Source organism: Oceanobacillus luteolus (assembly GCF_042678205.1).
Taxonomy (GTDB): domain Bacteria; phylum Bacillota; class Bacilli; order Bacillales; family Amphibacillaceae; genus Oceanobacillus; species Oceanobacillus luteolus.
The window spans coordinates 1-25,936 of record NZ_JBHUDE010000015.1 but is presented as its reverse complement, the minus strand read 5'-3'; the positions used below and the strand labels follow the sequence as shown (position 1 = coordinate 25,936).

At 35.9% G+C, this 25,936-nt stretch carries 27 protein-coding genes, 1 rRNA gene, 2 pseudogenes and 1 other annotated feature; of the genes and pseudogenes, 5 read left to right on the top strand and 25 right to left on the bottom strand.

Annotated features, from left to right (window positions below; genetic code table 11):
- Positions 1-73 precede the first annotated feature (73 nt).
- A complete protein-coding gene (locus ACFSBH_RS04120) occupies positions 74-664 on the bottom strand; it encodes a Pr6Pr family membrane protein (RefSeq protein WP_379596158.1) in 591 nt (196 codons plus the stop codon).
- A gap of 381 nt (positions 665-1,045) precedes the next feature.
- Complete coding sequence (locus tag ACFSBH_RS04115) at positions 1,046-1,681, bottom strand: phosphotransferase enzyme family protein (RefSeq protein ID WP_379596156.1); 636 nt, start codon at positions 1,679-1,681, stop codon at positions 1,046-1,048.
- 126 nt (positions 1,682-1,807) lie between these two features.
- Here ACFSBH_RS04115 and ACFSBH_RS04110 point away from each other — a divergent pair, with 126 nt between their 5' ends.
- Positions 1,808-2,104, top strand: a complete 297-nt coding sequence (locus tag ACFSBH_RS04110; protein ID WP_379596154.1) for a hypothetical protein — start codon at positions 1,808-1,810, stop codon at positions 2,102-2,104.
- A gap of 33 nt (positions 2,105-2,137) precedes the next feature.
- On the opposite strand, the gene ACFSBH_RS04105 is transcribed toward ACFSBH_RS04110, so the two are convergent.
- The 10 genes and pseudogenes from ACFSBH_RS04105 to ACFSBH_RS04060 all read right to left on the bottom strand — a co-directional run bounded on the left by ACFSBH_RS04105 (position 2,138) and on the right by ACFSBH_RS04060 (position 9,871).
- A complete protein-coding gene (locus tag ACFSBH_RS04105; protein ID WP_379596162.1) occupies positions 2,138-2,887 on the bottom strand; it encodes a class I SAM-dependent methyltransferase in 750 nt (249 codons plus the stop codon).
- Positions 2,888-2,939: 52 nt separating this feature from the next.
- A complete protein-coding gene (locus tag ACFSBH_RS04100) occupies positions 2,940-3,290 on the bottom strand; it encodes a VOC family protein (protein WP_251517930.1) in 351 nt (116 codons plus the stop codon).
- Positions 3,291-3,414: 124 nt separating this feature from the next.
- A pseudogene (locus ACFSBH_RS04095) lies at positions 3,415-4,075 on the bottom strand (HAD family hydrolase).
- A 92-nt stretch (positions 4,076-4,167) separates the two neighbouring features.
- On the bottom strand, positions 4,168-5,145 hold the full coding sequence (locus ACFSBH_RS04090) for an aldo/keto reductase (protein WP_379596152.1): 978 nt from the start codon (positions 5,143-5,145) through the stop codon (positions 4,168-4,170).
- A 321-nt stretch (positions 5,146-5,466) separates the two neighbouring features.
- Positions 5,467-5,778: an HIT family protein gene (locus tag ACFSBH_RS04085; RefSeq protein WP_379596150.1), complete on the bottom strand. Its 312-nt coding sequence runs from the start codon at positions 5,776-5,778 to the stop codon at positions 5,467-5,469.
- Between the two features lie 340 nt (positions 5,779-6,118).
- Positions 6,119-6,649 carry a GNAT family N-acetyltransferase gene (locus tag ACFSBH_RS04080; protein ID WP_379596148.1) on the bottom strand — a complete coding sequence of 177 codons (531 nt, stop codon included), beginning with the start codon at positions 6,647-6,649 and terminating at the stop codon, positions 6,119-6,121.
- A 224-nt stretch (positions 6,650-6,873) separates the two neighbouring features.
- A complete protein-coding gene (locus tag ACFSBH_RS04075) occupies positions 6,874-7,260 on the bottom strand; it encodes a hypothetical protein (protein WP_379596146.1) in 387 nt (128 codons plus the stop codon).
- A 279-nt stretch (positions 7,261-7,539) separates the two neighbouring features.
- Entirely contained in the window at positions 7,540-8,466 is a 927-nt protein-coding gene (locus tag ACFSBH_RS04070; protein WP_251517760.1) for an NADP-dependent oxidoreductase, read from the bottom strand.
- Between the two features lie 128 nt (positions 8,467-8,594).
- Positions 8,595-9,173 carry a GNAT family N-acetyltransferase gene (locus ACFSBH_RS04065; RefSeq protein WP_379596144.1) on the bottom strand — a complete coding sequence of 193 codons (579 nt, stop codon included), beginning with the start codon at positions 9,171-9,173 and terminating at the stop codon, positions 8,595-8,597.
- Between the two features lie 74 nt (positions 9,174-9,247).
- Positions 9,248-9,871 carry an NUDIX hydrolase gene (locus ACFSBH_RS04060; protein WP_349774387.1) on the bottom strand — a complete coding sequence of 208 codons (624 nt, stop codon included), beginning with the start codon at positions 9,869-9,871 and terminating at the stop codon, positions 9,248-9,250.
- Between the two features lie 260 nt (positions 9,872-10,131).
- Between ACFSBH_RS04060 and ACFSBH_RS04055 the strand changes: the two genes are divergently transcribed.
- On the top strand, positions 10,132-10,716 hold the full coding sequence (locus tag ACFSBH_RS04055) for a hypothetical protein (protein WP_251517768.1): 585 nt from the start codon (positions 10,132-10,134) through the stop codon (positions 10,714-10,716).
- 432 nt (positions 10,717-11,148) lie between these two features.
- Here ACFSBH_RS04055 and ACFSBH_RS04050 read toward each other — a convergent pair whose 3' ends face one another.
- Together ACFSBH_RS04050 and ACFSBH_RS04045 are read right to left on the bottom strand one after the other, a co-directional pair.
- Entirely contained in the window at positions 11,149-11,610 is a 462-nt protein-coding gene (locus tag ACFSBH_RS04050; RefSeq protein ID WP_251517772.1) for a GNAT family N-acetyltransferase, read from the bottom strand.
- A 46-nt stretch (positions 11,611-11,656) separates the two neighbouring features.
- Positions 11,657-12,433 (bottom strand): class I SAM-dependent methyltransferase, encoded by a 777-nt coding sequence (locus ACFSBH_RS04045; protein ID WP_379596160.1) that lies wholly within the window; start codon positions 12,431-12,433, stop codon positions 11,657-11,659.
- A gap of 265 nt (positions 12,434-12,698) precedes the next feature.
- Here ACFSBH_RS04045 and ACFSBH_RS04040 point away from each other — a divergent pair, with 265 nt between their 5' ends.
- Positions 12,699-13,163, top strand: a complete 465-nt coding sequence (locus ACFSBH_RS04040) for an ArsR/SmtB family transcription factor (protein WP_251517450.1) — start codon at positions 12,699-12,701, stop codon at positions 13,161-13,163.
- A complete protein-coding gene (locus ACFSBH_RS04035; RefSeq protein WP_251517453.1) occupies positions 13,160-14,398 on the top strand; it encodes an MFS transporter in 1,239 nt (412 codons plus the stop codon). The genes ACFSBH_RS04040 and ACFSBH_RS04035 overlap by 4 nt, the downstream gene beginning before the upstream one ends.
- Positions 14,399-14,496: 98 nt before the next feature.
- On the opposite strand, the gene ACFSBH_RS04030 is transcribed toward ACFSBH_RS04035, so the two are convergent.
- The 5 genes from ACFSBH_RS04030 to ACFSBH_RS04010 all read right to left on the bottom strand — a co-directional run bounded on the left by ACFSBH_RS04030 (position 14,497) and on the right by ACFSBH_RS04010 (position 17,693).
- A complete protein-coding gene (locus ACFSBH_RS04030) occupies positions 14,497-15,018 on the bottom strand; it encodes a GNAT family N-acetyltransferase (protein ID WP_251517456.1) in 522 nt (173 codons plus the stop codon).
- A gap of 166 nt (positions 15,019-15,184) precedes the next feature.
- Positions 15,185-15,607, bottom strand: coding sequence for a hypothetical protein (locus ACFSBH_RS04025; protein WP_379596140.1), 423 nt, complete (start codon positions 15,605-15,607; stop codon positions 15,185-15,187).
- A gap of 366 nt (positions 15,608-15,973) precedes the next feature.
- A complete protein-coding gene (locus ACFSBH_RS04020; protein ID WP_251517461.1) occupies positions 15,974-16,135 on the bottom strand; it encodes a hypothetical protein in 162 nt (53 codons plus the stop codon).
- A 182-nt stretch (positions 16,136-16,317) separates the two neighbouring features.
- Positions 16,318-17,136 (bottom strand): STAS domain-containing protein, encoded by an 819-nt coding sequence (locus tag ACFSBH_RS04015; protein WP_251517464.1) that lies wholly within the window; start codon positions 17,134-17,136, stop codon positions 16,318-16,320.
- Positions 17,137-17,342: 206 nt separating this feature from the next.
- On the bottom strand, positions 17,343-17,693 hold the full coding sequence (locus ACFSBH_RS04010; RefSeq protein WP_251517483.1) for a cupredoxin domain-containing protein: 351 nt from the start codon (positions 17,691-17,693) through the stop codon (positions 17,343-17,345).
- A gap of 184 nt (positions 17,694-17,877) precedes the next feature.
- Between ACFSBH_RS04010 and ACFSBH_RS04005 the strand changes: the two genes are divergently transcribed.
- Entirely contained in the window at positions 17,878-18,729 is an 852-nt protein-coding gene (locus ACFSBH_RS04005; RefSeq protein WP_379596137.1) for a DegV family protein, read from the top strand.
- Between the two features lie 312 nt (positions 18,730-19,041).
- On the opposite strand, the gene ACFSBH_RS04000 is transcribed toward ACFSBH_RS04005, so the two are convergent.
- The 6 genes and pseudogenes from ACFSBH_RS04000 to rrf all read right to left on the bottom strand — a co-directional run bounded on the left by ACFSBH_RS04000 (position 19,042) and on the right by rrf (position 25,762).
- Positions 19,042-19,560 carry an isoprenylcysteine carboxyl methyltransferase family protein gene (locus ACFSBH_RS04000; protein WP_251517469.1) on the bottom strand — a complete coding sequence of 173 codons (519 nt, stop codon included), beginning with the start codon at positions 19,558-19,560 and terminating at the stop codon, positions 19,042-19,044.
- Complete coding sequence (locus ACFSBH_RS03995) at positions 19,560-20,684, bottom strand: type III polyketide synthase (protein WP_379596135.1); 1,125 nt, start codon at positions 20,682-20,684, stop codon at positions 19,560-19,562. The genes ACFSBH_RS04000 and ACFSBH_RS03995 overlap by 1 nt, the downstream gene beginning before the upstream one ends.
- A gap of 111 nt (positions 20,685-20,795) precedes the next feature.
- Positions 20,796-21,650, bottom strand: a complete 855-nt coding sequence (locus ACFSBH_RS03990) for an SAM hydrolase/SAM-dependent halogenase family protein (RefSeq protein ID WP_379596133.1) — start codon at positions 21,648-21,650, stop codon at positions 20,796-20,798.
- 56 nt (positions 21,651-21,706) lie between these two features.
- Positions 21,707-21,975, bottom strand: a binding site (T-box leader).
- 139 nt (positions 21,976-22,114) lie between these two features.
- Positions 22,115-23,283: pseudogene (locus ACFSBH_RS03985) on the bottom strand (DHH family phosphoesterase).
- Positions 23,284-23,684: 401 nt separating this feature from the next.
- On the bottom strand, positions 23,685-25,352 hold the full coding sequence (locus ACFSBH_RS03980) for a ribonuclease J (RefSeq protein ID WP_379596131.1): 1,668 nt from the start codon (positions 25,350-25,352) through the stop codon (positions 23,685-23,687).
- Positions 25,353-25,662: 310 nt separating this feature from the next.
- Positions 25,663-25,762 (bottom strand): 5S ribosomal RNA (rrf, locus tag ACFSBH_RS03975).
- Positions 25,763-25,936: the final 174 nt, after the last annotated feature.

Sequence of the window (25,936 nt, the reverse complement as noted above, 5' to 3'; positions counted from 1 at the left end):
GCACACAGAGGCTCCATGTCAAGCCTTCACATATCTATTCAAATAAGCTTCAAAGCACAACCAAAAAACTAACTTAAATGTGTCCTAAATATTGACGTAGATCCACAGTCATAAATAAGAAGACATTTAAATAACTACCAACACCAAAGGTAATCTCTCCATTAGGGTTTAGAAAGAAGTAAGGATAAAATCCATCAAACCACCCTCTTACCAACGAAACTATCGTATAAAGTAAAGGGTAAAACATCCAATAAAAGATATAGATGAATCTGTACTTTTTCTTGGTTTCGAAAAAGATCCAGTTTATAAACACTAATATTGGTATGAGATAATGAAGAGTGAAGTTAGTAATAATCCGAATTCCTTCATAATCTCCACCGCTAGAGAGAAGAAAACGGTAAGTAAGAATATTAACGGACATAAAAATTACGGAACAATTTTTCAAAAAGTCCAGGAAAGGAGTATCTTTCCTTTTTAGACTATTGAATAAAAATGTCAGGAAAACGATAAGATTCGAATGGATCGTGAACTTTGTTATAGATACAAAAGGTGCTGGAGAATAGATAACATGCAACACGATACTACTGAAAGCTATTATTGTAATTAAAAGATGGAAGACTAGCTTTACATTCGTTAACATCATTCTTCCACTAGATTTCTCCATTAATAGTACTCCCTTTATCAAATGTGATTCAAATCAGCCATTCCCCAATGAGAATGAACTATCTATATATGGAACATCATTTTCTATCCTATATCTCATACCATTTAAAATACCTTTTACTCTTGGTTCACTTTTCTGTTCTTCACTAAGATAATGGACAAAGTATATATAAGAATATATTTGCCTATAGTTCAGAAAAAAAGGGATTTTTGACAGCCAATATGTATCTAATTTGTTTTCTGTAAAGTATCCTTGCATGAATGTACTAAAAAAGTCAGAAGCAAAATCCTTCCTTAACTGTATATCATCTTCGTTTATTGTCTGTATCGCATGATATAAAACAATGGCAATATCATATACAAACCAATTATACTCACAATCTCAAAAATCAAATAAGATGATCTCGTTGTCGTGTAGATAGAAGTTTCCGTGATGAAGGTCATTGTGTATCATTCCATAAAATTCTCCATTCCTTGGGTATGTTTTCAGCACATCGACATATTCTTCCCATTTCTGAATAATCGTCTCATTTAAACCTTCGAGGTCTTTAGTAAAGATAGTACCCTCATTCCAATTTTGTTTCTTTATATTTCCAGGCGGATGATATATTTTCGACAATGAATGTAATTTCCCCATCGTTTTTCCCCATTTGTAGAATAGCTTACTGTTCCATTCAGTTGGATTGTCAGTATCTATTAACACGCCTTCAGCTTTTTCAAAAGCCAAAACATAATATGATTCATTATTGTCCTCATGAATAATCTCCAAATAATTACCATTTATCGATGGTAAAGGTGCCGTAACATTCACACCTGACCTCATTAAGAAGCTTATCCAATCTAATTCCGCTTCCAGCTTTTCTTTTTTATACATGGAGTTCAGATAAAACTTCAAAATAAAACTATGATTATTTTTCTTACATTCATATACATTATTTGAAAAACCGCCTAGTAATTTCAAATCTCTCCCATCAGCATGAAATAATTCGGCAACTTTCACTAAAAGATTGTTATCCAAAAATATACCCCCAATACTTTCAACAATCATCCATTATAAAAAAGATCGCCATAGTGACGATCTTAGTTGTTATTTGATGCGATTAGTTCTTAACTAAACGATGCATTGGCCAGATATCCCAAAAACATGATGATAAAAAAGCTAAAAATCATCATGATATTTGATATAACCCCGAATTTGCTTCTAGCTAGAAAGCCAAATAAAGCACCAAGAGGATTGATTATAAAAACTAGCAACCAAAAACTATATCCATCTTGCAATATAAAATTAGGCAACCATAATGCAATCCCTACTAGAAGACAAATGACTGATAACCAAAACCACTATTTGTTCGATGTCTTTTTCATAGAGGTCCTCCCAGTTCCTTACTACCCGGTGTATCCGGCAATACTTTTAATCTTTTTCGTAGGTCGCGTGTCATAACTAAGTGTTTAATACCATATATTGTAAATTCTACTACATTTCAGCTATTAATATAAACCTTTTCGTATTGGTGAAGATTCCTTTTTCTGTTCGATTATCTTCAATAAAATGATGTACCATATCAAAATCTCTCTGACTCTGACCAAATCCCGGAATAATAGGGGTATGCTTCAGCAAAAATATAAGATCCTCCGTTCGATGGTAATAACTTGCTGCGTTGTATTCAAATGATTGTACTTTTGAAAAGCCAACTTCCTTTAATTCGCGTATATATTTTTCTTTTAATGTCCCATCGGTTTCACCGTATGACTGTCCTCTACCAAAAGCTTCTTTGATATTCAATTTATCCGCTTCGCTTACTTGCTGGGTAAGAAATATTCCTCCATCTCTTAAAACCCTAGCTATTTCAGAGGAATTAAAGGGTGCATGACGACATGATATGACATCAAAGAAATCATCAGGAAACTGGATATCATTAGAGGACATTTGAAAGAACCGTACATTTGCTAGGTTGGCTTCTGCAACATTATTCTTAGCAGTTTCCACCATACTGCTTGATATATCAATGCCTACCGTGAAAAGCAGTGAAGATACAATAGGTAGTAAAGATTCCCCACCACCTGCACCGATATCCAACAATACATCTGTTTTTCTAGATTTCTTCATTACTTCTTCATAAAAGTTCCATTCTATTCCCTCGTGAGTTACTTGCAAACTACTAAAGTCCCAAACATTTCTGTTTCCAACCATCTCATAAAACTTATTATATTCTATCCTGTTCAGCGAATAACCCTCCTCAAAACATTTACCTGGATGTTAGGTTTATTTAGAATCGTCACTTGCAAACCATTAAAATATTTCCATCAGGATCTTTGAAGTTGAAATAATGGTTATGTTCAATCTCTGTAATTAAATTTACACCCTTGTTTTCCATATATTCAAATGCTTCTTCTATGTTGTTGGTATTAAAGTGGAATGCTGGTGCTCGAAAGATTTTTTCCTCCGAATAGATCTTACTATCTAATACGATGTTTGTACCATCTAAGGGAATAACGTATAGATGTCCAAATTGAATCTCATCTTTTACTTTTAACCCTAAAATATCACAATACCAATCTCTTGCTTTCTCAATATCACTTACCGGGATAAATATTGTTCCTATCTGTTTTAATATGGGATTCTCCATAAAACACCTCACAAAATTTTAATTAGATTAGCTCTTTTCAATTTTAATGCTTTGTGTATAATTTCAACAAAACAGGATGCTTCTCCTTCTTTTTAAAAGGAAGCACCCTATAAAAGTTATTACTCTATTTGTTTAATTCTCCTATGATTAAAGAGATTTCTTGGAGGTCTTCTATCGTATAATCTGCCTTCACATTTTTCCATTGGTTATCTTTTTTCCAAACAGTTTTCATACCTACCATATTGGCAGCAATGACTTTAAAGGATGGTCACCCACGAATATACTTTCAGATGGTAAAACATCTAATTCCTTTAAAGCTTGTTGGAAAATTATTGGTTCAGGTTTCTTCATTCCTACCACTCTGATATAAGAATAGTCTCAAAGTAATCTTCAATACCCAATGCTTTTATATTATTCATTTGAAACTGACCTCTACCATTAGTGATCATTCCAAGAACAAGATTATTATTTCTTAAACCCTCCAGCAGTTTATTGAGGTTGGGGAACGGCACACATGCATCTTTAAATTCCGTAATGTAATCCTGTAATAACTCTTCCCATGTAACATGGATGATATCAAACTCAGCCACTATTTGTTGGTAGACTTTATCCTTCCATACATAACCCCGATCATCAAGCTCAATAAACCTCTCGATGTATTTATCTCTAGGGATATGATTTAAGGACTGATATAACCGTTCGTATTGCCCTTCAACAAACAATTTTAAGGATGCATCTCTATTTAATAAGGTTCCGTCCAAATCAAAGATAACAGCTTTGATTATACAAATCACTCCTCCACAGTTGTTCAATTTCATAAAAAGCACTTGATATATCAAACTATCAAATGCTTTTATGAAATACTATATTTGGAATTTTAAGGCAACCTATTCCCCCGTGAAGCCGTGTAAAGTGTATACCATTCCTCTCGAGTCATCAGCTCCGCCTGTCGGATTGCGTCTTTACATTTCGCAATGCGTTCTGGATTTGTTGTACCGATGACAGGCTGAATCATCGCTGGGTGACGCATTAACCACCCAAGCACTATTGCTTCTTGGGAGGTTTCTTTTTCATCTGCTAATCTCTTTACCAGCTCTATCGTAGTCAGGTCTGCTTCCGATGGATTTTCTATAGAGCGACCGGAATACATTCCATTTGCCAATGAACCCCACGCTTGGATTTGCACATTTTCTAGTCGGCAATACTCCATCGTCCCTTCTGGAAAGTTCACTCCTGCTCCTGCCTTTTGGTTTACTAATACACCATGCTCCAGCCAATCGATTTCCTTCAAACTCATGTTCAACTGATTAACAACCATAGGTTCCGAACAGTAGGCGTTCAATAATTTTATTTGGGAGGCACTCATGTTGGAAACACCAAAATAACGAACTTTACCTGACTCCTTCAATGTTTCAAACGCCTCTGCAACTACCTCTGGTTCCATCAACGGATCTGGGCGATGCAGCAAGAGAACATCGATATACTCGGTGTTCAATCTACTCAATATGCCATCCACCGAATCCAAGATATGACTCTTGGAAAAATCATAGCGGTTTGGTATCTCTCCATCAGCAAAACGGATCCCACATTTGGATTGAAGTACGATTTTTTCCCTGAGTTCAGGACGTGATTTCAAAATCTCACCAAATACTTTTTCCGCTTTACCTCTCCTATAAATATCGGCATGATCAAACATCGTAATATCGTTAGCCAACGCAGCATCAATTGCTTTTTCTGCATTTAACATATCCTCTATTGAATAAGGTGAATGATTCCAGTCACCACCAAACCCCATGCAGCCTAACACAAGGCGGCTCGTTGTGATACCAGTTTTTTCAATAGGCATTACTTTCATGATTCTCTCCTCCTAAGTCATTTAACATTTCAATATTTGATTTTATTCTAACTGGAACGTCGTAACAAAAATGGTAGTGCAATCGTAATTTCACTCTTTTCTCCGCTGTTTTCTTATATGTATTCTATATATGTACGTTTTCCATTGAAATTAGTTTCATATTACAGGCCCGTTATATTTTGCTAGGTCAGATCCAAGTGCTAGTTGAGGAATAATAGTTAACCTTCACATAATTGTTTTCTTAAGAGGTTATATGTTGACTTGAGTACCTCGGCAGTGGCGAATTCTTCATGAGTTGGCAGCTTTAAATCAACTTTTTCGTTATGATGCCTCGTGCGCATGCATAATATCTTGCTGTGCATGGAATCCATTATCATTGAGTATAGTAAAGTCATGACAAACTTCGGCTGTAATAAGGAGATTTGATACCTTAATCAATGTTTTCATTATTCCTTGCATCACTTCTTTGTCATCTATTACATCTAATCTACAAAAGTGACGGTTAGGAATAACTAAGGTATGCCCCATAGCCACTGGATTGATATCAAGGAATGCGGTAGTGAACTCGTCTTCACATAATATGTACGAACTTATTTCCTTACTAACAATTCCACAAAATATACAGTGCTCCAAATCGATCCACCACTCCCTAATAATTTTTTCGAATCTCCAGATTTACACACATCTGAATTTATCCGTTTATGTTCATCCGTTACCACAAGAAAATACTAATCATTTCCATAAAATGAGACACACTATGACTAAAGGAGGTTGTGGAATGGATAAAAGTAAAGAAGTAAAAAAACAAGAACGTCAACAACAAAGAGAAAAGTCTGATCCTATAAAAGGTGATAAGAAATTAAATGGCCCAAACCGTCCTTCCATTTAATTTAAACGGAGCGAAAAGGATTTGTTTTCCAACAGATCCTTTTTTGCATATCCACCAGAAGTACACCGATGGATTACTGATGTATTAGTTTAAAACTTTTCCCATAATGGCTTGTAAATTGTCCTCTGAAATTACAGGGACATCTTTTTTAATCATTTCCCATCCATGCTTTCTATAAAAGTTTGTAGCAGGCCTGTTCTCCATACCAGTTGTTAATACAGCACTATTATAGTTCACACTTTCTAATAAAGCATGATGTAATTTACTAGCTATACCTAGGCGTCTATATGATGGCAATACCGCTAATTCAACAAATTCAAAGCAATTGAATAACCAGGTTTTAATATCTTCTTCGGATAAATGTTCAGCAATCTTTTCTCTGTAAAATTGACCTGGTAAGCTTGTATATCCATAGATAAACCCAACAATATTTCCATCATCATCATTTGCTTTTAGTCCGATAAATCCTTCATAATTAGCATGTTTATTAATATTTTTTATAGCATTTTCTTCCATCGAATAATTATCAGTTAAAAAAGTGACACAGTACAATTCTGCTATTTTTTCTATATCAGGATCTCGATGATAAAAATCATCAATCTTTATATTCCCCATAACACAGCCTCCGTTAGCTTTACCATTTACTATACTTTCCTCGATTCTACATGGAAATCTATTCAGCGGTCTTCAAATTCTAGTGTAGGCCAAATATTCAGCCTATCCATTAATATTCTATATGAAAAGTTCTTTTCCTTCTTTTATATAATTAATGGCCCTTAATATAATAATGTACAAAAAAAGTCTAATTCTACGCAGGAGAAGTTAGACTTTTTATATGGCTATTTCTTTTGGATAGGAGACAAGGTTTCTAGCTCTCCCTGCGCTACAATCGTCCTTAATATTACATGGGCTTTTGCATGTAAACTAATGAAAGATGCCAACCCCATAAAAATTAACGGAGATCCAAGAAATACGGAAATTATAATTATACTTAACATGCTTATTTCTTGTATTGATGATGCTGAGAGCAATAGGTTCGGAATAGAAAACGGGATGCTCACCATGACAATCAAACTTCCTACACCTAGTGCTCTAGCTGCAGTAGCAAACATTACACCTCTATTTTTATTTTCAATCAAGTATAAAAAAGCTCCGAAAATAATAATTAATATTCCTACCATACTGCCAACTTTAGTTACGGTTAGCCCAATCTCCGCGAAAGGCATTTTTTCACATCCTATTTTTAATATTAGCTTCCTATTTTTATCGAGCGATTTTCTAAATTGCCCAAGAAATTATACCATAGAATAACAAATGAGCAACATCATAGAATAACAAATGAGCAACATCAAAAGTTATATTTTTTTCAATAAAAATAATTCCCTTTATAGATGAAATACCATAACATAAAATCTCCCCTGAGGTGCCAACATATCCATTATAATCTGTTAGTAGCCTAGGGGAGTACCTTCTGTTCAGCTGAGCTTTTTAATTATCATTATTTTTTACTTAACCTTTATTACAATCTTACCTGCTGCATGACCTGATTCACTTAATTCATAGGCTTTTTGGACACCGTCCTGCGTAAAAGGATAAACTTCATCAATAATAACTTTTAAATCGCCTTTAGAAACTTGATCAATGAATCTATTTAATTGACCTGTATCAATTCTATACACAATTCGATCAATTGATATGTTTCTTTCTGCAGCTTTATCTTCTGAAATTGGAGCTGCTGGAGTTAAGGATCGGCCACCTTCAACGACAACAGGCAATGTATCTGTCCCTCTACCTACTGTATCAATTAATACATCTGCTTTATTTGCATAAACCTTTGGTACATCCTCTTCTTTATAATTCACGACTTGATCTGCTCCAAGGGATGCAAGTAACTCTTCATTTCTGCTAGTTGTAGCAATTACATGGGCTCCGTTCTGTTTGGCAAACTGAACAGTATATGTACCTACACCACCAGATCCACCTTGTACAAAAACAGTTTCTCCAGCTTTTACCTCATAGGACTCTTTATTTACCAATTGATATGCGGTTAGTGCTGCGATACCTAAAGCAGAAGCTTCTTCAAATGAAACATTTTCCGGCTTTTTCAGTACGTATTTTTCAGGGATAGATACATACTCTGCCAGTCCACCTCCCCGATTTACTTTATAGGAAGTAAATACTTCATCGCCTACAGCAAAATCGGTGACATTTTTCCCAACTTCAGATACGACACCAGAGATATCCGTTCCTAAAATCATGGGAGACCCTAGTTTAAATGGCATTCTTCCTTTTCGTATCGCACTATCAACTGGGTTAATGGCAACAGTATGGACTTCAATTAACACGTCATTATCATTTACTTTTGGTCTATCGACTTCTGTTTCCATAAAATCTTCTACCGCACCAAATTCTTCTACAACTATCGCTTTCATTCCCTACACCCTCTCCCTATAATCGATGTTGAATCATGTTATCGTTTGATTTAAAGTATTTCAAACATTTGAACTCAAAGGGTATATTTCTTTTGCGGATAAAAGCTTTTGTTTGAAGCATGAAAATTCTACTGATGAGCTCCTTGCTCGTTTTTTACATTACTCTTTTGATTCAATGTATAATCCAGTTTCAATAAACCATATACATCCACATCTTCATACTTTCCATGTAATAATCTGTCTTGCTTTAGTGTTCCTTCTTTTTGTAAACCAGCTTTCTCTAAAACTAAAATAGAGGCTGTATTCCTCGATAAGGCGGCAGCCCATATTTTATTTAACTCCAATTGTGTGAATCCAAATTGTATTATTGTATGGACAGCCTCAGTCGCAAATCCGTTTCCCCAATAATCTTTACCTATCCAATATCCAAGTTCACCTTTATTATTATTTTTATCCACTCTTATAGTGATCGTACCTATTATTTCATCTAATTCCTTAGATACTATTGCTAATGGAAATTCACTTCCCTCTTTAATCAGCTCTGATTGTACCGCTATCCAACCTTCTGCATGTTTCAGTTCATACGGATGTGGAAGACCGAGAATATCTGCTAATTCTTTATCGTTTGCCAACTCTCTGATTCTACTTGCATCTTCTTCTTTAAAAGGAAGTAAAATAATTCGTTTCGATTCCAACTTTAAGTTCATGATGATCATCCTTCTTTCCTTATAATTCACTTCAATTTTATGTATGGAATTAGCTGTATTCCTAAATGCAATTATTACTCACTGTCTTTATAATTCTTTTCCATGTAAAATTCACTTTTATGAGATAAGGATGAAATGATAAGACCTTCCATTAGCTCGCTTTCCTCTTTAAGTAATCGAGATAGAAATAATAATTGTGGAAAGGGCTGTAAAATTAGATCCGCATTTATTTCTGACTTCAGTATAGAAATTCCACCAAGCTCGTGATATTCATTTAAAGAAATATCCTTTTGACAGACAAGATGAACCTTCTCAGGGGACAGTAATAATAATCCTTGTGATTCCGATGATGGTGATGGCTGATTGTAGGTAGACGATAAATACATGACTGTATAAGAAGATTTCTCATTTCCTTTCATTAGAATTGGTGCATCGGGATCTTCAATCTTTACTTTAATGGGCTCGTCATTCCAGTCCTCTATATAAAAAGTTGAATCCGGATGATGAGGATTAATTTCTATTTGAGCTTCTTCATAAGCTTCACGCTTTGCAGTATCCAACGCCGTTTCACCATCTTCCCTATGCCCTCCCAACCTGACCACTCCAAGTTTATCACCTGATTTGGTTGGACCAACTTGAAATATAAATAAGCCATTATATAACACATAAGCCCCAGCAGTGCTTATTTCACTTGTCATACACATCATTTCCCTCCTTTATTCCAGTAGATTTATTACTAATGTAAACTACATATATACTAGTAATACAAGTTAAAGTATGATTTATCCTGCTTGTTAATTAATATTTCTTCCATTCTAGTTCTGTGTTTTTTTAAAGTTTTTAACCCTAGCCAATCTCAGAATCATACTCACCACCCTGAAAAACTTATTTTGTTTGGTTCTTTGAAAATCGTGGAAAAGTAGTTGAAGTAACAAACAACAAGAAGAAGGTGTGGTAGATGTTTGGTTTATCCGATTTAATAGGTCTCGTAATTTCCGCATTTATTATTTTTCCTGTAGTCATTTTTTTAAGAGAGTTAGGATATATGATAGCTGGATTCCTATTCGGTGCGAAGAATTGTAGAATCACCATGGGGTCTGGCCCGAGAGTATTTAAATTGGGTATATTTGATGTACGAAAGTATTATCACCTCTATAGCTGGTTTTCTTATGATGATTTACGTAATAATAGTAAATTTGCCTATGTCGTGTTGTATGCTAGCCCTATCATGCTGAATGTAATTCTCGGATTAATCATCAATGCGCTGATTGCAAACGGATATATAACAGAGTATGTAACATTTTGGAATCGGTTTGTATTCTATGCATTTTTCTATGTGTTGTTTGATGCCGTCCCGATGAAGACGGTTAACGGTAAACCAAATAACGGTATGATCATTTATCAGATGTTGCGTCACGGTAAACGTACGGATTATAATCCAGAACCATTTTTACCGTCGACATCCGAAGTAGAGGAAGAATATCAAGAAAAAATGGAAAAAATAAAAGAAAAAATAAACGAATCTATCTCAGAAAAAAAGTAGTTTTAATGGGGAATTGGTAGAAGTATGATGAAACTTTTTTCAGTTTTACCATCCCCCTTTACTATGATGTTGGAATATCAGTGATCGTTTTTGATATGGCACTAAACATAGCAAGAGATTAACGTTACGGTTTATAATTCATTTCCGAATGACAATCACTCCACCAATCCCACTAATCATAATATATGTAATAAAAACTATCCACAGATGCTGGATTGATATTTTATCAATACCACCAGTAGTGACAAAAGCTTGAAAAGTAGAGTATCTCAGAAATGGCTGTTTAGTATTACTGCAGGTTTTGGTTTACTTGGCATGGCTTTAGGGCAGTATCTCTTTACTTTATTTTCTTAACATTCAACAAAAAACAAGATGATTCTGTTCAGGATCCTTGTTTTTAATCGATTTACTCATCCATTACTTGAAAAATAATTAAAGCTTCAATTTCATCCCTTCATGCGTTGCTTTGAAACCTAACCGCTCATAAAATTTTAATGCATTTGTTCTTTTTTTATCCGTAGTCAATTGTACTACATGACACCCACGTTCCTTTGCACGATCAATAGCCCATATTATCATTCTAGTACCTACACCCTTTCCCCGTACAGAAGCTGATGTCCTCACCCCTTCAATCGTAGCTCTCCATCCACCTTGGTGGGTGATATACGGGGTATACGTAATTTGTTGTACACCGACCACTTCTTTCCCATCACAGGCCACCACTAACTCATTGTTAGGATCTGAGTTAATAGCTTTAAATGCTTTCAGGTAACTAGAAGGAAGTGGATGTTCATAACGCTCACGCTTATTTCCCAACATATCGTCCGCAAGCATGGCAACAATACGATCCAAATCATCTTCAGTAGCCATTCTAAATGTTATTTCGGTCCCCAATTAAATCCCTCCCCGCTTTCAAATTATTAGGTTCTCGGATTCCTTGCTATTTTACCGCCTTCCAAATGGTCCATCTGTCTTTTTCAATAATCGTAGTTTTTGTAGGCAACGATTTATCAATTTGACGTATTAGTGACTGCAATTCTTTATCATTTAATTCGTGTAATATACTTCTTCCCGTTCTTTTACTTAAATCATGAAGCAATTCGTCTTTATGACTGTAAGCATTTCTAGTTTCCCATAGCTGAACTTCTTCAATCTTTCGAAACCCAGCCCTATGGAGTGTTTCCATTACATATTTACTATCGTATCTACGTTTCGTCTCTATATCAATTAACCTTGGAAATTTTTCAAAAAAATACCCTCTAATATGACGATCACTACCTTCCAGTAAGCAATCTTCAGGAGTGCGGTCTTGTATAATATAATAACCGTCATGCTTTAATATTCGGTAACCTTCTTTGAAACAGGCTCTTAAATCGTCAATGTGATGAATTAAAGCTCTTTCAAGCAACAAATCATAATTGTTGCTCTTTAATCCAGTTTCTAGTGCATTTCCTTGTTTAAAAGTAATATTTTGGTAACTATTGCAATTATCTTTTGCCCCTTCAAGTATGGCCTCCGAATAATCAACACCTGTAACAAAAGAAACCCCCATATCTGACAGTGCTTTTGAATAAATTCCTCCACCACATCCAACATCTACAGCATTTGAAATATGATTGACTGGTACAAGTTTTTGAATTTCTTCCATCCATGATTTATCAGCATTTCGAGTAGTATATGTTGTTTGGTTTTTCTTATTGTGAAAGTCGATACCCATGTTGTTACCTCCTTTCAAGTTTGTATTACCAATTTCATCATAACTGATAATTGCAATAACTAATAATACTAACATTTTATATATCGAGATAACTTTTACTTATCTAGGTAACGCGATTAACCTCGATACAGAAATTCAACATAATAAATAAAATTATTTTCAAAATCGATACACTTTTTCAATAACGGGTCATATACTTAAAATACATCAATCTATTTTTACAGATCAATCTGAACTTATAGACTGAGAAGGAGTGTTTCGTTCTATGGAGAACAATATGGTGATTACTTTAAAACAGCAAGAAATCATTTCCCATCCGATTCGGAGTCAGATTATTATGCTGCTATTTGATCAAGCAATGACAGCCAAACAAGTGGCAACAAAGTTAAATAAAACTGCTGGAAACATCCACTACCATATCCGGAAACTATATGATCACGGTATTATCGAACTGGAACGCGAAGAAAAAAAGAAAGGAATTATTGAAAAGTATTATCGTTCCAAAGCTATTTCATTTTCAACAGTAGATAACAGAAAACAAGATACGAATATTCACAGTCAATATGCAGCTACCTTGACGCTATCAAGGGATGAACTGCAACAATTTGAAGAAAAGCTAAGAGCATTGATTATTGAGTTCGCACGATCATCGGTGAGCTCCAAGAAAGAGCGGGCAGCTTATGCATTCAATAGTACGATTTCAAAACAGATCAAGGAGGGTGAAAAATGAATGATAAGGTGTTGAATTATAATTTCAACATTTTACTTTCGGGAGTTTTTGTTAAAGCACTTGGCTCAGGTATGTATAGTATCGGAGCTATGATGCTGGTGCTTTTTATCAGTGGAAATCCATTTTATTCTGGGGTAGCTTTTTTCGTAGTCGGCTTGCCGTCATGTATAAGTTTTTTAATTGCACCTTTTGCCAATTATGTTTCATATAAAAAAGCCTTAGTCTTATGTGAACTCACCAAATCAATCTTACTTCTATCCATCCCACTCCTCTATACCTTCTCCATGTTGCACGTATGGACAGTAATTATGATTATGTTTGTTGTCGCGTTAATTTCCACCTTCACTTATCCAATCGAAACAACGCTTGTTCCTACTTTTGTTGGAAAAGAAAATGTTGTTAAAGCCAATTCTTATATCAATATGTTAAGAGAAAGTCTCGATGTTGTTTTCCTCGCTGCTGCAGGCATTATAATTGCAATGATCGGCAGTGTGACAGCCATCCTCATTACAGCAGGATGCCATTTGATTACTACAGTTCTATATTTATTTTTCCGTTTGGAGGTTGTAAAAAATAAAGAAACATTCCGTTTAAAACAAACCCTTCATAATTATAGACACGATTTAAAGGAAGGTTTAATCTATATCCGCCCCACCATCTTGCCTCATATTATAGCTGCTGCCGTCTTACTTAATTTCTTTACTGGAAGTATGTTTGCTTCCATCCCAGCGTTTTCTTTAATGCAAGGTGGAAATGAAGCATACTATGGTTATTATCTGGTAGCAATGACGCTCGGACTTCTCATAGGTTCATTTTTGACACCTAGAATCAAGCATCTCCCGTACAGCAAATTGACAATGGGTGCAGCATTACTTTCAGGTGTTTTTTGGATTGGTTCTTCGATGTTACCGGTATGGTATTCTTTAACCTTTTATTGTATTGGCTTTATTGGTGTAGGAGTTATCAATATATTGATTATTTCTATTGTGCAGCAACAAGTCGAGGAAAAGATGATTGGTAGAGTCATTACAATTTTAGTTAGTTTATCCGCTATTGGGCAACCTTTGGGAGCATTGGTAGGAGGTGCTGTCAGTTCTGCGGCCAGTCCGGTTTACCCCATTATGATGGCAGGGATGATGATGGTTGTCTTTAGTATATATTTTCTCGTTCATCCTTTATTACGCTCATTGGAATCGATTGATAAATTATCTGTTTTTAAACAAACTGCAAAGTAATCATTTCTATCCGTAATCGCCTTTGTCATTTTTAAAGAAAAGAATGAAGTTCAATACGGCAACGCAAAATGTATGCGATGCCTTATTGAACTTTTTAATCATAATCTCTCCATAACATCATCGACAGAATCCCATTCATAAATTAGTTCATTCAATATTTCTTCACCAATTTTAATTTGATCCTTCTTCACTAATTTTGCACCATAATATTCATAAAAGTACCGTGTTTTGTTATCTTCAAGTACTTCAACAAATATCTTTTTACGACCTAATTCTTTAAAGTGCTTGAATAGTTCTTTAAGCAATTTCTTTCCTATCCCTTTTCCTTGATACTCTTCCAGCAGGTAAATGGATGTTAAATCTCCTGTATGCTCTTCCTTATTCTCTTGTCTTTTCCCTGCCGTTCCAAAACCGATTATCTCGTCCATTTCATTTAAAGCGACTACAATATAGTTCGTTTCGTCTGTAATATTTCTCTTCCATAATTCCGTCCGGTTTTCATAAGATAAATTATTTAAAAAATTATCTGGGATGATGCCTTTATAAGTCGTTCTCCAACTATCTACGTGTACTTTAGCAATGCCTGGCGCATCCTCTAGTTTTGCTCTTCGTATCCTCATTTGCTCATCCCCCGTAAACATGATTTTTTAGCTCACAGCGATTTCTCTCTTATTTGAATAAACTCTGAAAAGATTTTGTATTCCATATCCAATACCTAATCCATGCACCTAACATATTCCGTATAAAATCATCAATTTCAAAACTTTATAAAAAGGTAACTGGTAATTATTCTCCATTACGAAGTTTTAGGGTGAGTTTTTCTAAAGCAACTAAAACAATATAAAAAGAAAAACCTGCATACGCCCATGGTAAATAGGAAACCAAGCTTACATCAAACCCTTCTATACCGTTGAAAATGGAAATGATCAATCCGATAAATATCCCCGCTAAGGAATAGTTGATCCAGCGTGTCCCTTTATTCATTCTCTCAATGATGAGTGATATCGGAATTCCAATGAAAACAAAGAAGAGTATAGCAAGCATATATAATAGAACGGATAAGGCCGGATCAGTAGTGAAATGTAGATTGTAACCTTCCATAAGACGAGAAGTCACATTATATAAATAGAAAAAGAAAAATAATACGAAAGGTGCTATAAATGAAGAGGCAATCATTAACAAAAATCTTAGTTCAAACCTACCAACCATTTTCTTCACCTCATTCTTAACCCTTGATAGCAATCAGTTAACCGTTATCACTTTTCACAAGAGATAGACCAATTAAGGATTAGGATACCTATATCCTGTTCCGTGACTGATCCATTGTTACCTAGACAGGCAGCTTTAGCTTCAACAAATCCATTATAGTTGATCAATATTCCAATCATGAGAATTACTGGCACACATAGCACGCTGATGATATAGCTTCCATTTTTAGTGTTAATAACTGCTCACATCCTTCTACTCCTGGAACTCTTTTCAGACTGTCCTAAAAAATATAGAAAACCCGCCAATGATAAAATAGCTAACAAATTATAAATAAACCCCATTGAACTTCTCCCCTTTATAACGAAATTACTTTTCCGCTTTTTGAGTAAATGTAATCATCGTAGACATAAAAACAGGCAATAGACTCCATATGAAAAATCCCCAACGTTCTGTAATTAAAGAGACGATTAAAAAGAAAGTCAGTACTACTATCGCTAAATAGATAGCAAATTTCATTTTCTTGTCCATTTCTACATCTCCTTTTTAAAAAGAGTTAAAATTTTCCACCAATATAAGTTATTCTAACATACTTATGGCTGTAATTTAATATGGATTCAGTGTGAAACTTTATCTAATATAAAAACTGCACCCCAATTGTTATTTATGCCTAACAATCGAGGTGCAGTTTTATAAAATTCGTCATGCTTATATCAAGATGTTTCTACAAATAGATATTCATTTAATGCACGCTGCAATGTACCTTTTATTGCAATATCCACTCCATAATTTGCTCCCAAGCTGGCCATCTTATGGGCAAGATTAGGCATTAATCCGGTCAGCACCGGTTCTGAACCCATCAATTTTATTCCACTAACTACTTTTTCAAATTTATCCAACGTGTATTCATCGATATCTGGGATCCCTGAAAGATCAATAATCAGTGTTTCAATGTCTAATCTTGATATCTCAGATAATGCCTTTTCCTCAATAGTTTCCATACGGTAGGAATCAAATTTCCCTATCAATGGCAACACCGCGATCCACGAGCTGACTGGAATAATTGGAACCGTCAGGTGTTCGACCAACTTTCTTTGTTCAATAAGTAATTCGTCTTTATATCTCGAATAACTGATAAAGAAGTTGTTCAAAAACTCATCGATCCCATCGTTGATTCTCTTTTCCAATGCGAAGAATTCATCCACAGAATCAACGTTTAATGGGCTATTTTTACGTAGAAGACGCCATAACGTCCGTCGTATTGCATGAATCCATTCTAATTTTAATGCGAGCGTTAGTGAATGCTTTGCCCAAGAAATACCTTCCACTTCAGCAAAAGCGATAAGTTCGTCCCGTTTATTCCCAACAACATAAAGAGCAATAATCTTTGCATTACTTAATAAGTCAATATTACCTTCTTCCAAGATTGAATGGATTTTGGAAGCTACATCACCCGCTTCCTTCAACAGGATCGATTGGAACTCTTCTTCATTATTTTGTATGTATTTTGCAATACCGTCCTCTTTCACCATTTTATTTCCTCCCCCATTCAATAAATAAGAAAAATACTGATTGATTCATAATTTTCATCAATCAGGCAAATTATATGTTAATCAACAACCATATCTCCATACTAATACCCCGACTTTTATAAACCTAAACATATAATGTAATTTTACTTCTATATCTTTTTATACATACTGATAATTAATAGCAAGTAAATGTGAAGCTTTTATGATTATTCAACCACTACCTGTCCAACCATACCCTCTTGCATATGGTATCGACATATCAGTTCGTATGTCCCCACCTGCTCCGGGCTGACAGAAATCCTTTCTTCTTGTCCCGGTAATACCTCGACATCGATGGCCAAATCTCTTACAGTGAATGTATGATCTTTTACTCCTTTATTTTGCAGAACCAAAATCGTCGTTTCATCACTTTGAAGTGTAATTTCATCCGGATTAAAGGTATCGTCTTTCAATTCAACAATGATTTCATTGTTTTGAGTTGCCGATTCTGCCAAACTGTGCATGGCTCCCTGTGTAATAAGTATGAATGCGATTATTGTTACAAAAACTATCTTCATGCTTGAATATTTCCTCGTCAAGAATCATTCCTCCTTTTTAATGTTAGTTTCTTCATCTCACAATAAAATATTCCTAAATGATAACGACTACACTCTTGTTCTATCTCTTCCATAAAATTTGCTGTATAGTGTGAAATAGAACAATAAATAGCGATTAGGATTGTATAGAAGTGGAGGAGGTAAGATGAAGAGAATTATACTAACAACTGAGAGTGGTGCAGATTTACCTGAGGAACTGGCAAAAAAATATGAAATACAAGTAGTGCCGATGCATGTGATTATGGGAGGTAAAGATTATTTGGACGGTTCTTTACCTGTACAGGAGATTTATAGTTATTATGATCGTACACAGCAAATCCCTTCAACGACATCTACCAATACGCATGAGTACCACAATTTTTTCACAAGGATTAATCAGGATTTCGCAGACTGCACCATTGTCCATATCGGATATACGTCAAAAGCCTCTTCGTCTTTTCATAACGCCGTGCTTGCCTCTGAAGACTTTGACAATCTTTATCTGATCGATGCGTTGAATGTAACAGGGGGACTAACTGCCATTGTGATGTATGCGGCAAAATTATTAGAGGATGAACCCTCAATTGAAGCGGAAGCATTAGTGGAAAAAATAAAAACGAGTATTCCTAAAGCTCGACTCGCTTTCATTCCGGGAAGTCTCGATTTTTTAAAAGCCGGTGGACGTGTAAGTAATTTTGCATATCTAGGAGGAACATTACTAAAATTAAAACCGAGGATTGAATTGGTTGACGGCTTATTGCTTTCCAATAAAAAATATCGAGGAAAAATGAATAAAGTTTCGGAAAAGCTAATGCACGACTATTTTACAGAGTATAATATCGACCAGGAACAATTATATTTAATCTACTCTGTCGGACTGGATGAAGGTATAAAAGAACGTGCCTCTGCAATTGCAAAAGACTATGGTTTTAAAAACATTCACTGGATGCAAGCAGGTGCAGTAATCTCCACCCACTCCGGACCAGGGGGATTTGGAATCGCGGGGATAGAAGTTTAGTGTTCGACCGGTCTGGAATAACCCAAGACAGTAACGTTCAGATGATACGCTTGATGATAGAGCTAATTTCAATATGCAATCGAATGTAAGAACATCTTGCGTTCGTTGGCACGCCTGATTCAGAGTCACAATCGAATGTAAGAACATCTCGCGTTCGTTGGCACGTCTGATTGAGAGTCACAATCGAATGTAAGAACATCTTGCATTCGACTAGGCAGTATTTTTTACGGAACAGTCGAACGCGAGGAAGACTGGTGTTAAATTTTTAGGGTGATTTAGATGTTACACAAGCATTGAAAAAGGAACGCGATATCACGTTCCTCTTTTTAACTCAGCAAGTGCTTGATTTTCTAACGGAATCCGTATAGTCATTAGTAAAATGTGAAACAACGGAAAAAGAATCGCAGTGATATAAGCTTGAAAAAGAATAGGGATGATAAATAACTCCACACCAACGATAATATAGTTCGGGTGCTTTACATATTTGTATGGTCCTTTTTGCACTAGTGAATTGTTAGGCAAAATGATGATTTTTGTGTTCCAATACCTTCCCAATGAAAGAATGCACCAAACTCTCGCTGCTTGTATTAATAAAAACAAGGCAAATACATAAGGGTTGAGGATGAGCGTGATGGGATTACGCAGAAAAACCTCAAGCAGAAGAGAAAAGAAAAATAGCGTGTGGACAACAATGAACCATTTATAATGATCCTTTCCCCACTCTACTCCTCCTCTTTCCATCATCCACTTTTCATTACTTTTAGCTATGACTAGCTCAACAATACGTTGTATGGCAATAAAGATGAATAAAATCCAAAATATTGTAGGCATCAGTTACTCCACTCCAGTAAAAGTAATTCAGAGCAAAATCCTGGCCCCAAAGCCGCTAAAATGCCTAGGTTCCCCTGCTCCGCCCCCGCTTGCATCCATTCTCTGAGGACATATAAAACAGTAGCAGACGACATATTACCATGATTCCTCAATATATCATAGGAGTACTTCAGCTTTTCTTTTTTATCCTGCAATACTTCTTCCATAGCTGCCAGCACCTTCATTCCTCCTGGATGAGCAATATAGGCATGGATATTTTCTTTTTGGATTTTCATTTCTTGTACAAAAAGCTCCATGTGTTCTTTCCAAAAGGTTTCGACAAGTGATGGAATGCTTTTGTCAAAAATCACTTCCAACCCATTATTGGTGACGTTCCAGCCCATAACAGACGTGCTGTCTTTTTTGATACGTGAACTTGAATTGACGATTTTAGGAACAGTGTTTTTCTTATAGTTTAAGTACGGAGAGTGTTCCCCGATGACGAGGGCTGCGCTAATTCCATCGCCAAATAGTGCTGTACCAACAATATTACTTGTTCGGAGATCTCCCTTTTGAAAGGTAATCCCACATAACTCACAACAAACGACAAGTGCAGTTTTTTCCGGATGGGCCTTAATCCAATCAAAAGCTCTCGATAAACCAATTGCTCCTCCTGCACATCCTAATCCCCATAAAGGCATTCTGATGACATCTTGACGGAAAGGTCTTCCATTTATTAGAAAAGCGTCAATAGATGGAGTGGAAATCCCCGAACTGGAAACGTAAATAATTAAATCTATTGCCTCATAAGGAATAGGATCGCTGAGAAACTGAGCGTTTTGTAAACAATTATCTATTGCTTGAAGAGAATGGTCTATTGCGTTTTTCTGATATGTATTATTTTTTTCTTCAAATGTATGGTCTTTAATAAACCAAGTCTTATCCACAACAAATTGCCGATTGTCGATCTGAGCATGCTCGAAAACTGGCAACAACCTTTTTACTTCATCATTGTTTGACCCGAAAACTTCCTGAACTAACTCCTTCACTTCTTCCTGGCTGATATTAAATCGAGGTATACTCGTACCTACTGAACATACGAATCCCATGTATTCACCTTTTTTCCTATGTACTTCATGGTTCATAGCTTTCCCAAATGAAGGAATGTGATACATGAGTTTCCATGGAAGTTGATTAGGAAAATAAATATGCATCTGCTGATAAGTGGACCTCTTTCAGCAGATGCATGTTTAACATCATTTATTATATTGTGTTTTACGGATACTGATTTTCCAATTGGCACCAGTCTCAATATGATAGGCTTTTGCAAATGAGCCTTGGTTAATGGCGACTCCAATTTTGTCCAATGAATTAACAAATAGAATTGGTTCCCCTAATCTACTATCTGCAAATGACCTTCCAAACTTAATGATGTTTTTATAGATGAATCTACGGTTATTTTCAATAGAAACCTCTAAGGCATCTCCGTATTCTATACCTAATTCTTTAAAAACGACACGCTCGATATTTGTCCATAAGTTTCCAAAACGCACATCAAGAATATCGATATTACCGACTACAACGTCATCCGTATACTCAGCTTCTGTAACCGGCAACTCAACAAGCTGATCAACATCCAATTCCGGTCCAACTTGCTCATACGTGATGATCCCTGCAGCAAGCCTTGCTCCCGTATAAGCATAAACATCCCGACCATGGAATGTGTATGATTCACCTGAATTTGACAGGCGATTGATTTTTTCATCAATAATTCTTGCTTCAATGATTCCTACATGTTCTTTCACATGGGTTAACGTACCATTATCTGGAGTGACAATGTACTGGTTATTTTTCGTTTTCGCTACAACACTTAACCGTTCTGTCCCCACTCCAGGGTCAACTACAGATACAAATACAGTCCCCTCCGGCCAATAATTAATCGTTTGGAAAAGACGATACGAACCTTCCCAAATATTATATTGCGGTATATCATGGGTCAAGTTATAAATCCCTAAGCTCGGGTCGACGGATAGTGCTACACCATGCATTGCACTAACAGCCCCATCACTAAGTCCAAAATCCGTTTGTAATACTAAATGTTGTTTGCTCATGATATTCCCTCCATTTTTTCTAAAAGAACAAAAAACCACGTCATCACCGAATAAACGGTAAGGACGTGGTTGTATCTACGTGGTACCACCTTACTTTACTGTATGCTCACACATACAGCCTCTAAAAGTACTCGAGTCCATTGGCTCTTCATACTTTGGTGTTGATAACGAGCACCAAATCTCGTCGGAACCTACTGCGTCAGATGACCGTTCAGCACGAAACTCCGAGGCCATTGTTCAGATTCGTATTTTTGCTTCTTTTCAGCTGCCGAAGCTCTCTGTGAAAAAATAACTGAATCTTACTTTTCCTCTTCAACGTCTTTAAGCATGAAACTATGTTTAAGTTGCATTTATTATAGTAAAGAAAATTAATAAAAGCAAGTATTTATTTGAATCACTCTAAAAATCTGTCTTCTAATTTTTATTTCAAGATGGATACCCTTTTTACCGATTTTTAAAGTTTACTACTCCTTTACCTTTTCTTTCAGATACTCTACAAATGCTTCGTCTCTTGCTAACCACGCTTGATAATGACGCTTTAGATACATCTCTGCATCCTGGTAACTTGCAAAGACTTTGTCCATTTTCTTATCATTCCTTTTAATGCACCATTCCTTATCCGCCTGATAAATAAAAAACTGATCCTCATCGTGTGTTTGGTACAGTGTTCCAAACGTAGTTTCTTTTATATTGAAGCGATTTCTCTTTGGATCTTCTCGTAATGGTGGCAACGGAAATGTTTCTTTTACGAATAATTTAAATGCCAACTCATTCATTACGCAGCCGGCAGCTTTCGCGTGACCTCCACCATCAAAACGGCCCGCAACTTGTGAGACGTCCACATGGTCATGTATCGTACGAAACCCCATTCTTCTACCACCGATATTCATGATTGCAATATAATCCAAATGAGGATACTCTTTTCCAAGCTCGTTCCCTAACTCAGAATGATAAGATTCAGCAAATACAACGCCTGCATATAAGTCATCTATTTTTTTCTGTACCAATTCACGACGTTTCCTGCGTATATACCTCTCCGTTTTATCTTCTTCCATTGCAAGAATTCTCTCTTCAAAATCATTAAATTGAAATGATTCATCGGATTCAAGACGCTCTAACATCGTCTCCTCAAATTCATCAATCGATATTAAGAAAAATAAGGCATTCAGTTTCTTCGCTTTTTGATTATCATTTTGCTCCCATTCCCATGTATCATACTGCCTGACGAGTTCTACAAATTCAGCAATCGCCCCTGTCGGTTGCAGTAACCCCCTGGAGATTAGGTATTCATAAAATAAGGAAGTTGCTGAGGTCAAGTTCCCTCTTCATCTTCTACAACGACATAACCCCAATCATATTCATTATAATGTAATGCTGTTTTATGATGATCGATTAATTGGAGCCTCCCCCCTGCCTGATAATACTCATTAAGCCGTTTTTCATTTTCTTCATTTACAGATAGATCAGTAATGAATAGATGCGTATCCTTGTCATTTTCTAAAAACCATTCTACTTCACGATTTAGTGATCCAACAGAATTATAACGTACGATAACTTGATCACGAAAAGCAAGTTTAGCCAAAATACCACATCCAACCCCATCTAAATCATTATGCGATAATAACTTATACATATCTTCTTGGTGGCACCTCCTGATGATAAGCCTGATATATATAGACTAACCAGTGGGAAAAGGTTTATCCTTAGATTTTCAGCTAAAGCATTACTGAGAGAGTTCAAGATAATATTAATCAATGCCTCAATTAGAAGGTTTCTTTGCTTATTTTATAGAAATATATAAAGATGGATAAATAGTGGATCAAGGAAGGGGACATGAAGTGGATACTTTTTTTATTGAATCGTTCATAAATATCTTAGTGTTTATACTTATCATATATTTGATTTCTAGAGTAGCTCATTTCTTTAGCAACACCAAAGCCAAAATCAATGAAATTGATAAAAAGTTAGATAAGTTAAAGGATATAATTGAAAGCAAAAATTAAAGGAACGTGATTCACGTTCCTTTAGTAGTATCTAAATTTCTAATATTATTGGAACAATCATTGGCTCTTTCTTCGTACGTTCTTTGACATATTTGGCGATAGACCTTTTTATTTGTTTTTTCATCGCATTCCTTGAATTTCGATTAGCTTGTTGAAGTTCATGGATGGTTTGTAATGCAATTTGCTTCATGCTTTTCCTAAGTTCAGCAAAATTTTGATCTAGGAAACCACGGGAAATGAACTCGGGTTCTCCAAGTATCTTTTCTTCCTGAATATTTATCGGGATAATAATCATCAGCAATCCATCTTCTGATATTTTCCTGCGATCACGTAATACAAATTCCATTTCTCCAACATCGCCACCGTCTACATACGTGTTTCCACTAGGAAGTGTTCTCGTGCTACGTGCGATGGTCTGTTCAATATCTACAACGTCCCCATTTTTTAAAATAAATATATTTTCTCGTTCTACATCTACGGATTCCGCGAGTAGTTGGTGATGATGCAACATGCGATATTCACCATGAATCGGGATGAAATATTTCGGTTTCATAAGTGTAAGCATGAGCCTCAAGTCTTCTTGATATCCATGACCGGATACATGCATCCCCGAGCTGCTTCCAGAGCCGTAAATGACATGAGCACCAAGCTGGTATAGATTATCGACAATACGAGTTACATTCCTTTCATTGCCAGGAATCGGACCAGCTGCAAGAATAATCGTATCTTCAGGTAATACCTCCACATCACGGAAATTCCCTGTAGACAACCGACTAAGTGCTGCCATGGGTTCCCCTTGACTTCCGGTACATAAAATAGCCACTTTCTCTGGAGGAAATTCATCCATATCACGGGCATCAATCAACATAGACTTGGGTACGATTAAGTGTCCTTTATTCATTGCAATTTTTACAACATTCACCATCGAGCGACCAAGCAAGACCAGTTTCCGCTGATATTTTTCACATGCAGCAACTACTTGTTGAATACGACTGACGTTGGATGCAAAAGTAGATACAAAGATCTTTCGTTTTGATTTTTGAAAAACCGCATCCAGATTCTCCCCTACCATTTTCTCTGACGGAGTATATCCTGGACGTTCAGCATTTGTGCTTTCTGATAAAAGGAGAAGTACTCCTTTATTTCCGATTTCAGCCATTTTATGAATATCAGGACGTTCATTGTTTGCAGGAGTCAAATCGAACTTGAAGTCTCCAGTATGTACAATCGTCCCTTGCGGAGTATTGAATACGATACCTAAGCAATCAGGTATACTGTGATTTACTTTAAAAAAGCCAATTTGCATATTGCCGATTTGTATAACAGACTCTGAATGAATCTCTATAAGGTCGCTTTCGCGTAGAATCCGATGCTCTTTTAGTTTCAGTTCTATCAATCCCAATGTAAAGCGTGTGGCATATACCGGCACATTAACATTTTTTAAGAAATAAGGGATGCCCCCGATATGATCTTCATGGCCATGCGTGACAATTAATGCACGTACCCGATGCTTGTTTTCCACGAGATACGTAATATCAGGTATAATTAGATCGATTCCTAAGAGACTTTCATCTGGAAACTTGTTTCCACAGTCAATTACTACAATGTCCTCTCCACACTCGATTACATACATATTTTTTCCAACTTCATGTAAGCCGCCAAGGGCAAATATGGACAATGCGTCTTCTCTTGTTTGCAATATGATACCCTCCTACTGTTCTAGCTTCGTTTTTCATACATTCTGTATTTAACGAGATGTAAAGGAAATTATTTGTAAAAATGAGGTTTCTTTAGTATACCCTTGTGAATCATTTTTAATATATGAAGTATGTGTATTTACAGGAATCGTAGGATAGGTGTAGAATTTGCCAAATGAGGGGATTGTGTATAATTATCAATCATAAATTATTTCAACAGTCTTAAGGAATGACGTAAATGCAGAGCTACGTTTTTTTCCACAAAAAAACTCCCCTAGATAGATATCTTTTCTATCTAGGGGAGTTTTAGGNCTCTTGCAGAGACAAAGTCTCAACTACCATCGGCGCTGGAAAGCTTAACTGCTGTGTTCGGTATGGGAACAGGTGTGACCTTTCCGCCATCATTACCAGGCCTACAGGATGTAGGTCGTTCGGTGTTGTTCACAAGACGTGAACGTTTTTAACCGAACATCCTTTATAGCTTATACCTTAAAAACTAAATAAGAGTAATGGAACGACATCAAAATAGAATTTAGTTAAGTCCTCGATCGATTAGTATTTGTCAGCTCCACATGTCACCATGCTT

Excerpts from the sequence above, each read along its gene's own strand:
- ACFSBH_RS04010 (WP_251517483.1), bottom strand. The coding sequence starts at position 17,693 with ATGAAGATAGTTTTTGTAACAATAATCGCATTCATACTTATTACACAG.
- ACFSBH_RS04080 (WP_379596148.1), bottom strand. The coding sequence starts at position 6,649 with ATGGGGAATATAAAGATTGATGATTTTTATCATCGAGATCCTGATATA.
- ACFSBH_RS04040 (WP_251517450.1), top strand. The coding sequence starts at position 12,699 with ATGGAGAACAATATGGTGATTACTTTAAAACAGCAAGAAATCATTTCC.
- ACFSBH_RS04060 (WP_349774387.1), bottom strand. The coding sequence starts at position 9,871 with ATGACAAGTGAAATAAGCACTGCTGGGGCTTATGTGTTATATAATGGC.
- ACFSBH_RS04035 (WP_251517453.1), top strand. The coding sequence starts at position 13,160 with ATGAATGATAAGGTGTTGAATTATAATTTCAACATTTTACTTTCGGGA.
- ACFSBH_RS04065 (WP_379596144.1), bottom strand. The coding sequence starts at position 9,173 with ATGAACTTAAAGTTGGAATCGAAACGAATTATTTTACTTCCTTTTAAA.
- ACFSBH_RS04110 (WP_379596154.1), top strand. The coding sequence starts at position 1,808 with ATGATGATAAAAAAGCTAAAAATCATCATGATATTTGATATAACCCCG.
- ACFSBH_RS04030 (WP_251517456.1), bottom strand. The coding sequence starts at position 15,018 with ATGAGGATACGAAGAGCAAAACTAGAGGATGCGCCAGGCATTGCTAAA.
- ACFSBH_RS04075 (WP_379596146.1), bottom strand. The coding sequence starts at position 7,260 with ATGCCTTTCGCGGAGATTGGGCTAACCGTAACTAAAGTTGGCAGTATG.
- ACFSBH_RS04055 (WP_251517768.1), top strand. The coding sequence starts at position 10,132 with ATGTTTGGTTTATCCGATTTAATAGGTCTCGTAATTTCCGCATTTATT.
- ACFSBH_RS03990 (WP_379596133.1), bottom strand. The coding sequence starts at position 21,650 with ATGAGCAAACAACATTTAGTATTACAAACGGATTTTGGACTTAGTGAT.
- ACFSBH_RS04005 (WP_379596137.1), top strand. The coding sequence starts at position 17,878 with ATGAAGAGAATTATACTAACAACTGAGAGTGGTGCAGATTTACCTGAG.
- ACFSBH_RS04000 (WP_251517469.1), bottom strand. The coding sequence starts at position 19,560 with ATGCCTACAATATTTTGGATTTTATTCATCTTTATTGCCATACAACGT.
- ACFSBH_RS04015 (WP_251517464.1), bottom strand. The coding sequence starts at position 17,136 with ATGGTGAAAGAGGACGGTATTGCAAAATACATACAAAATAATGAAGAA.
- ACFSBH_RS03995 (WP_379596135.1), bottom strand. The coding sequence starts at position 20,684 with ATGAACCATGAAGTACATAGGAAAAAAGGTGAATACATGGGATTCGTA.
- ACFSBH_RS04100 (WP_251517930.1), bottom strand. The coding sequence starts at position 3,290 with ATGGAGAATCCCATATTAAAACAGATAGGAACAATATTTATCCCGGTA.
- ACFSBH_RS04020 (WP_251517461.1), bottom strand. The coding sequence starts at position 16,135 with ATGGACAAGAAAATGAAATTTGCTATCTATTTAGCGATAGTAGTACTG.
- ACFSBH_RS04045 (WP_379596160.1), bottom strand. The coding sequence starts at position 12,433 with ATGGGTATCGACTTTCACAATAAGAAAAACCAAACAACATATACTACT.
- ACFSBH_RS04025 (WP_379596140.1), bottom strand. The coding sequence starts at position 15,607 with ATGGTTGGTAGGTTTGAACTAAGATTTTTGTTAATGATTGCCTCTTCA.
- ACFSBH_RS04090 (WP_379596152.1), bottom strand. The coding sequence starts at position 5,145 with ATGAAAGTAATGCCTATTGAAAAAACTGGTATCACAACGAGCCGCCTT.
- ACFSBH_RS04070 (WP_251517760.1), bottom strand. The coding sequence starts at position 8,466 with ATGAAAGCGATAGTTGTAGAAGAATTTGGTGCGGTAGAAGATTTTATG.
- ACFSBH_RS04120 (WP_379596158.1), bottom strand. The coding sequence starts at position 664 with ATGGAGAAATCTAGTGGAAGAATGATGTTAACGAATGTAAAGCTAGTC.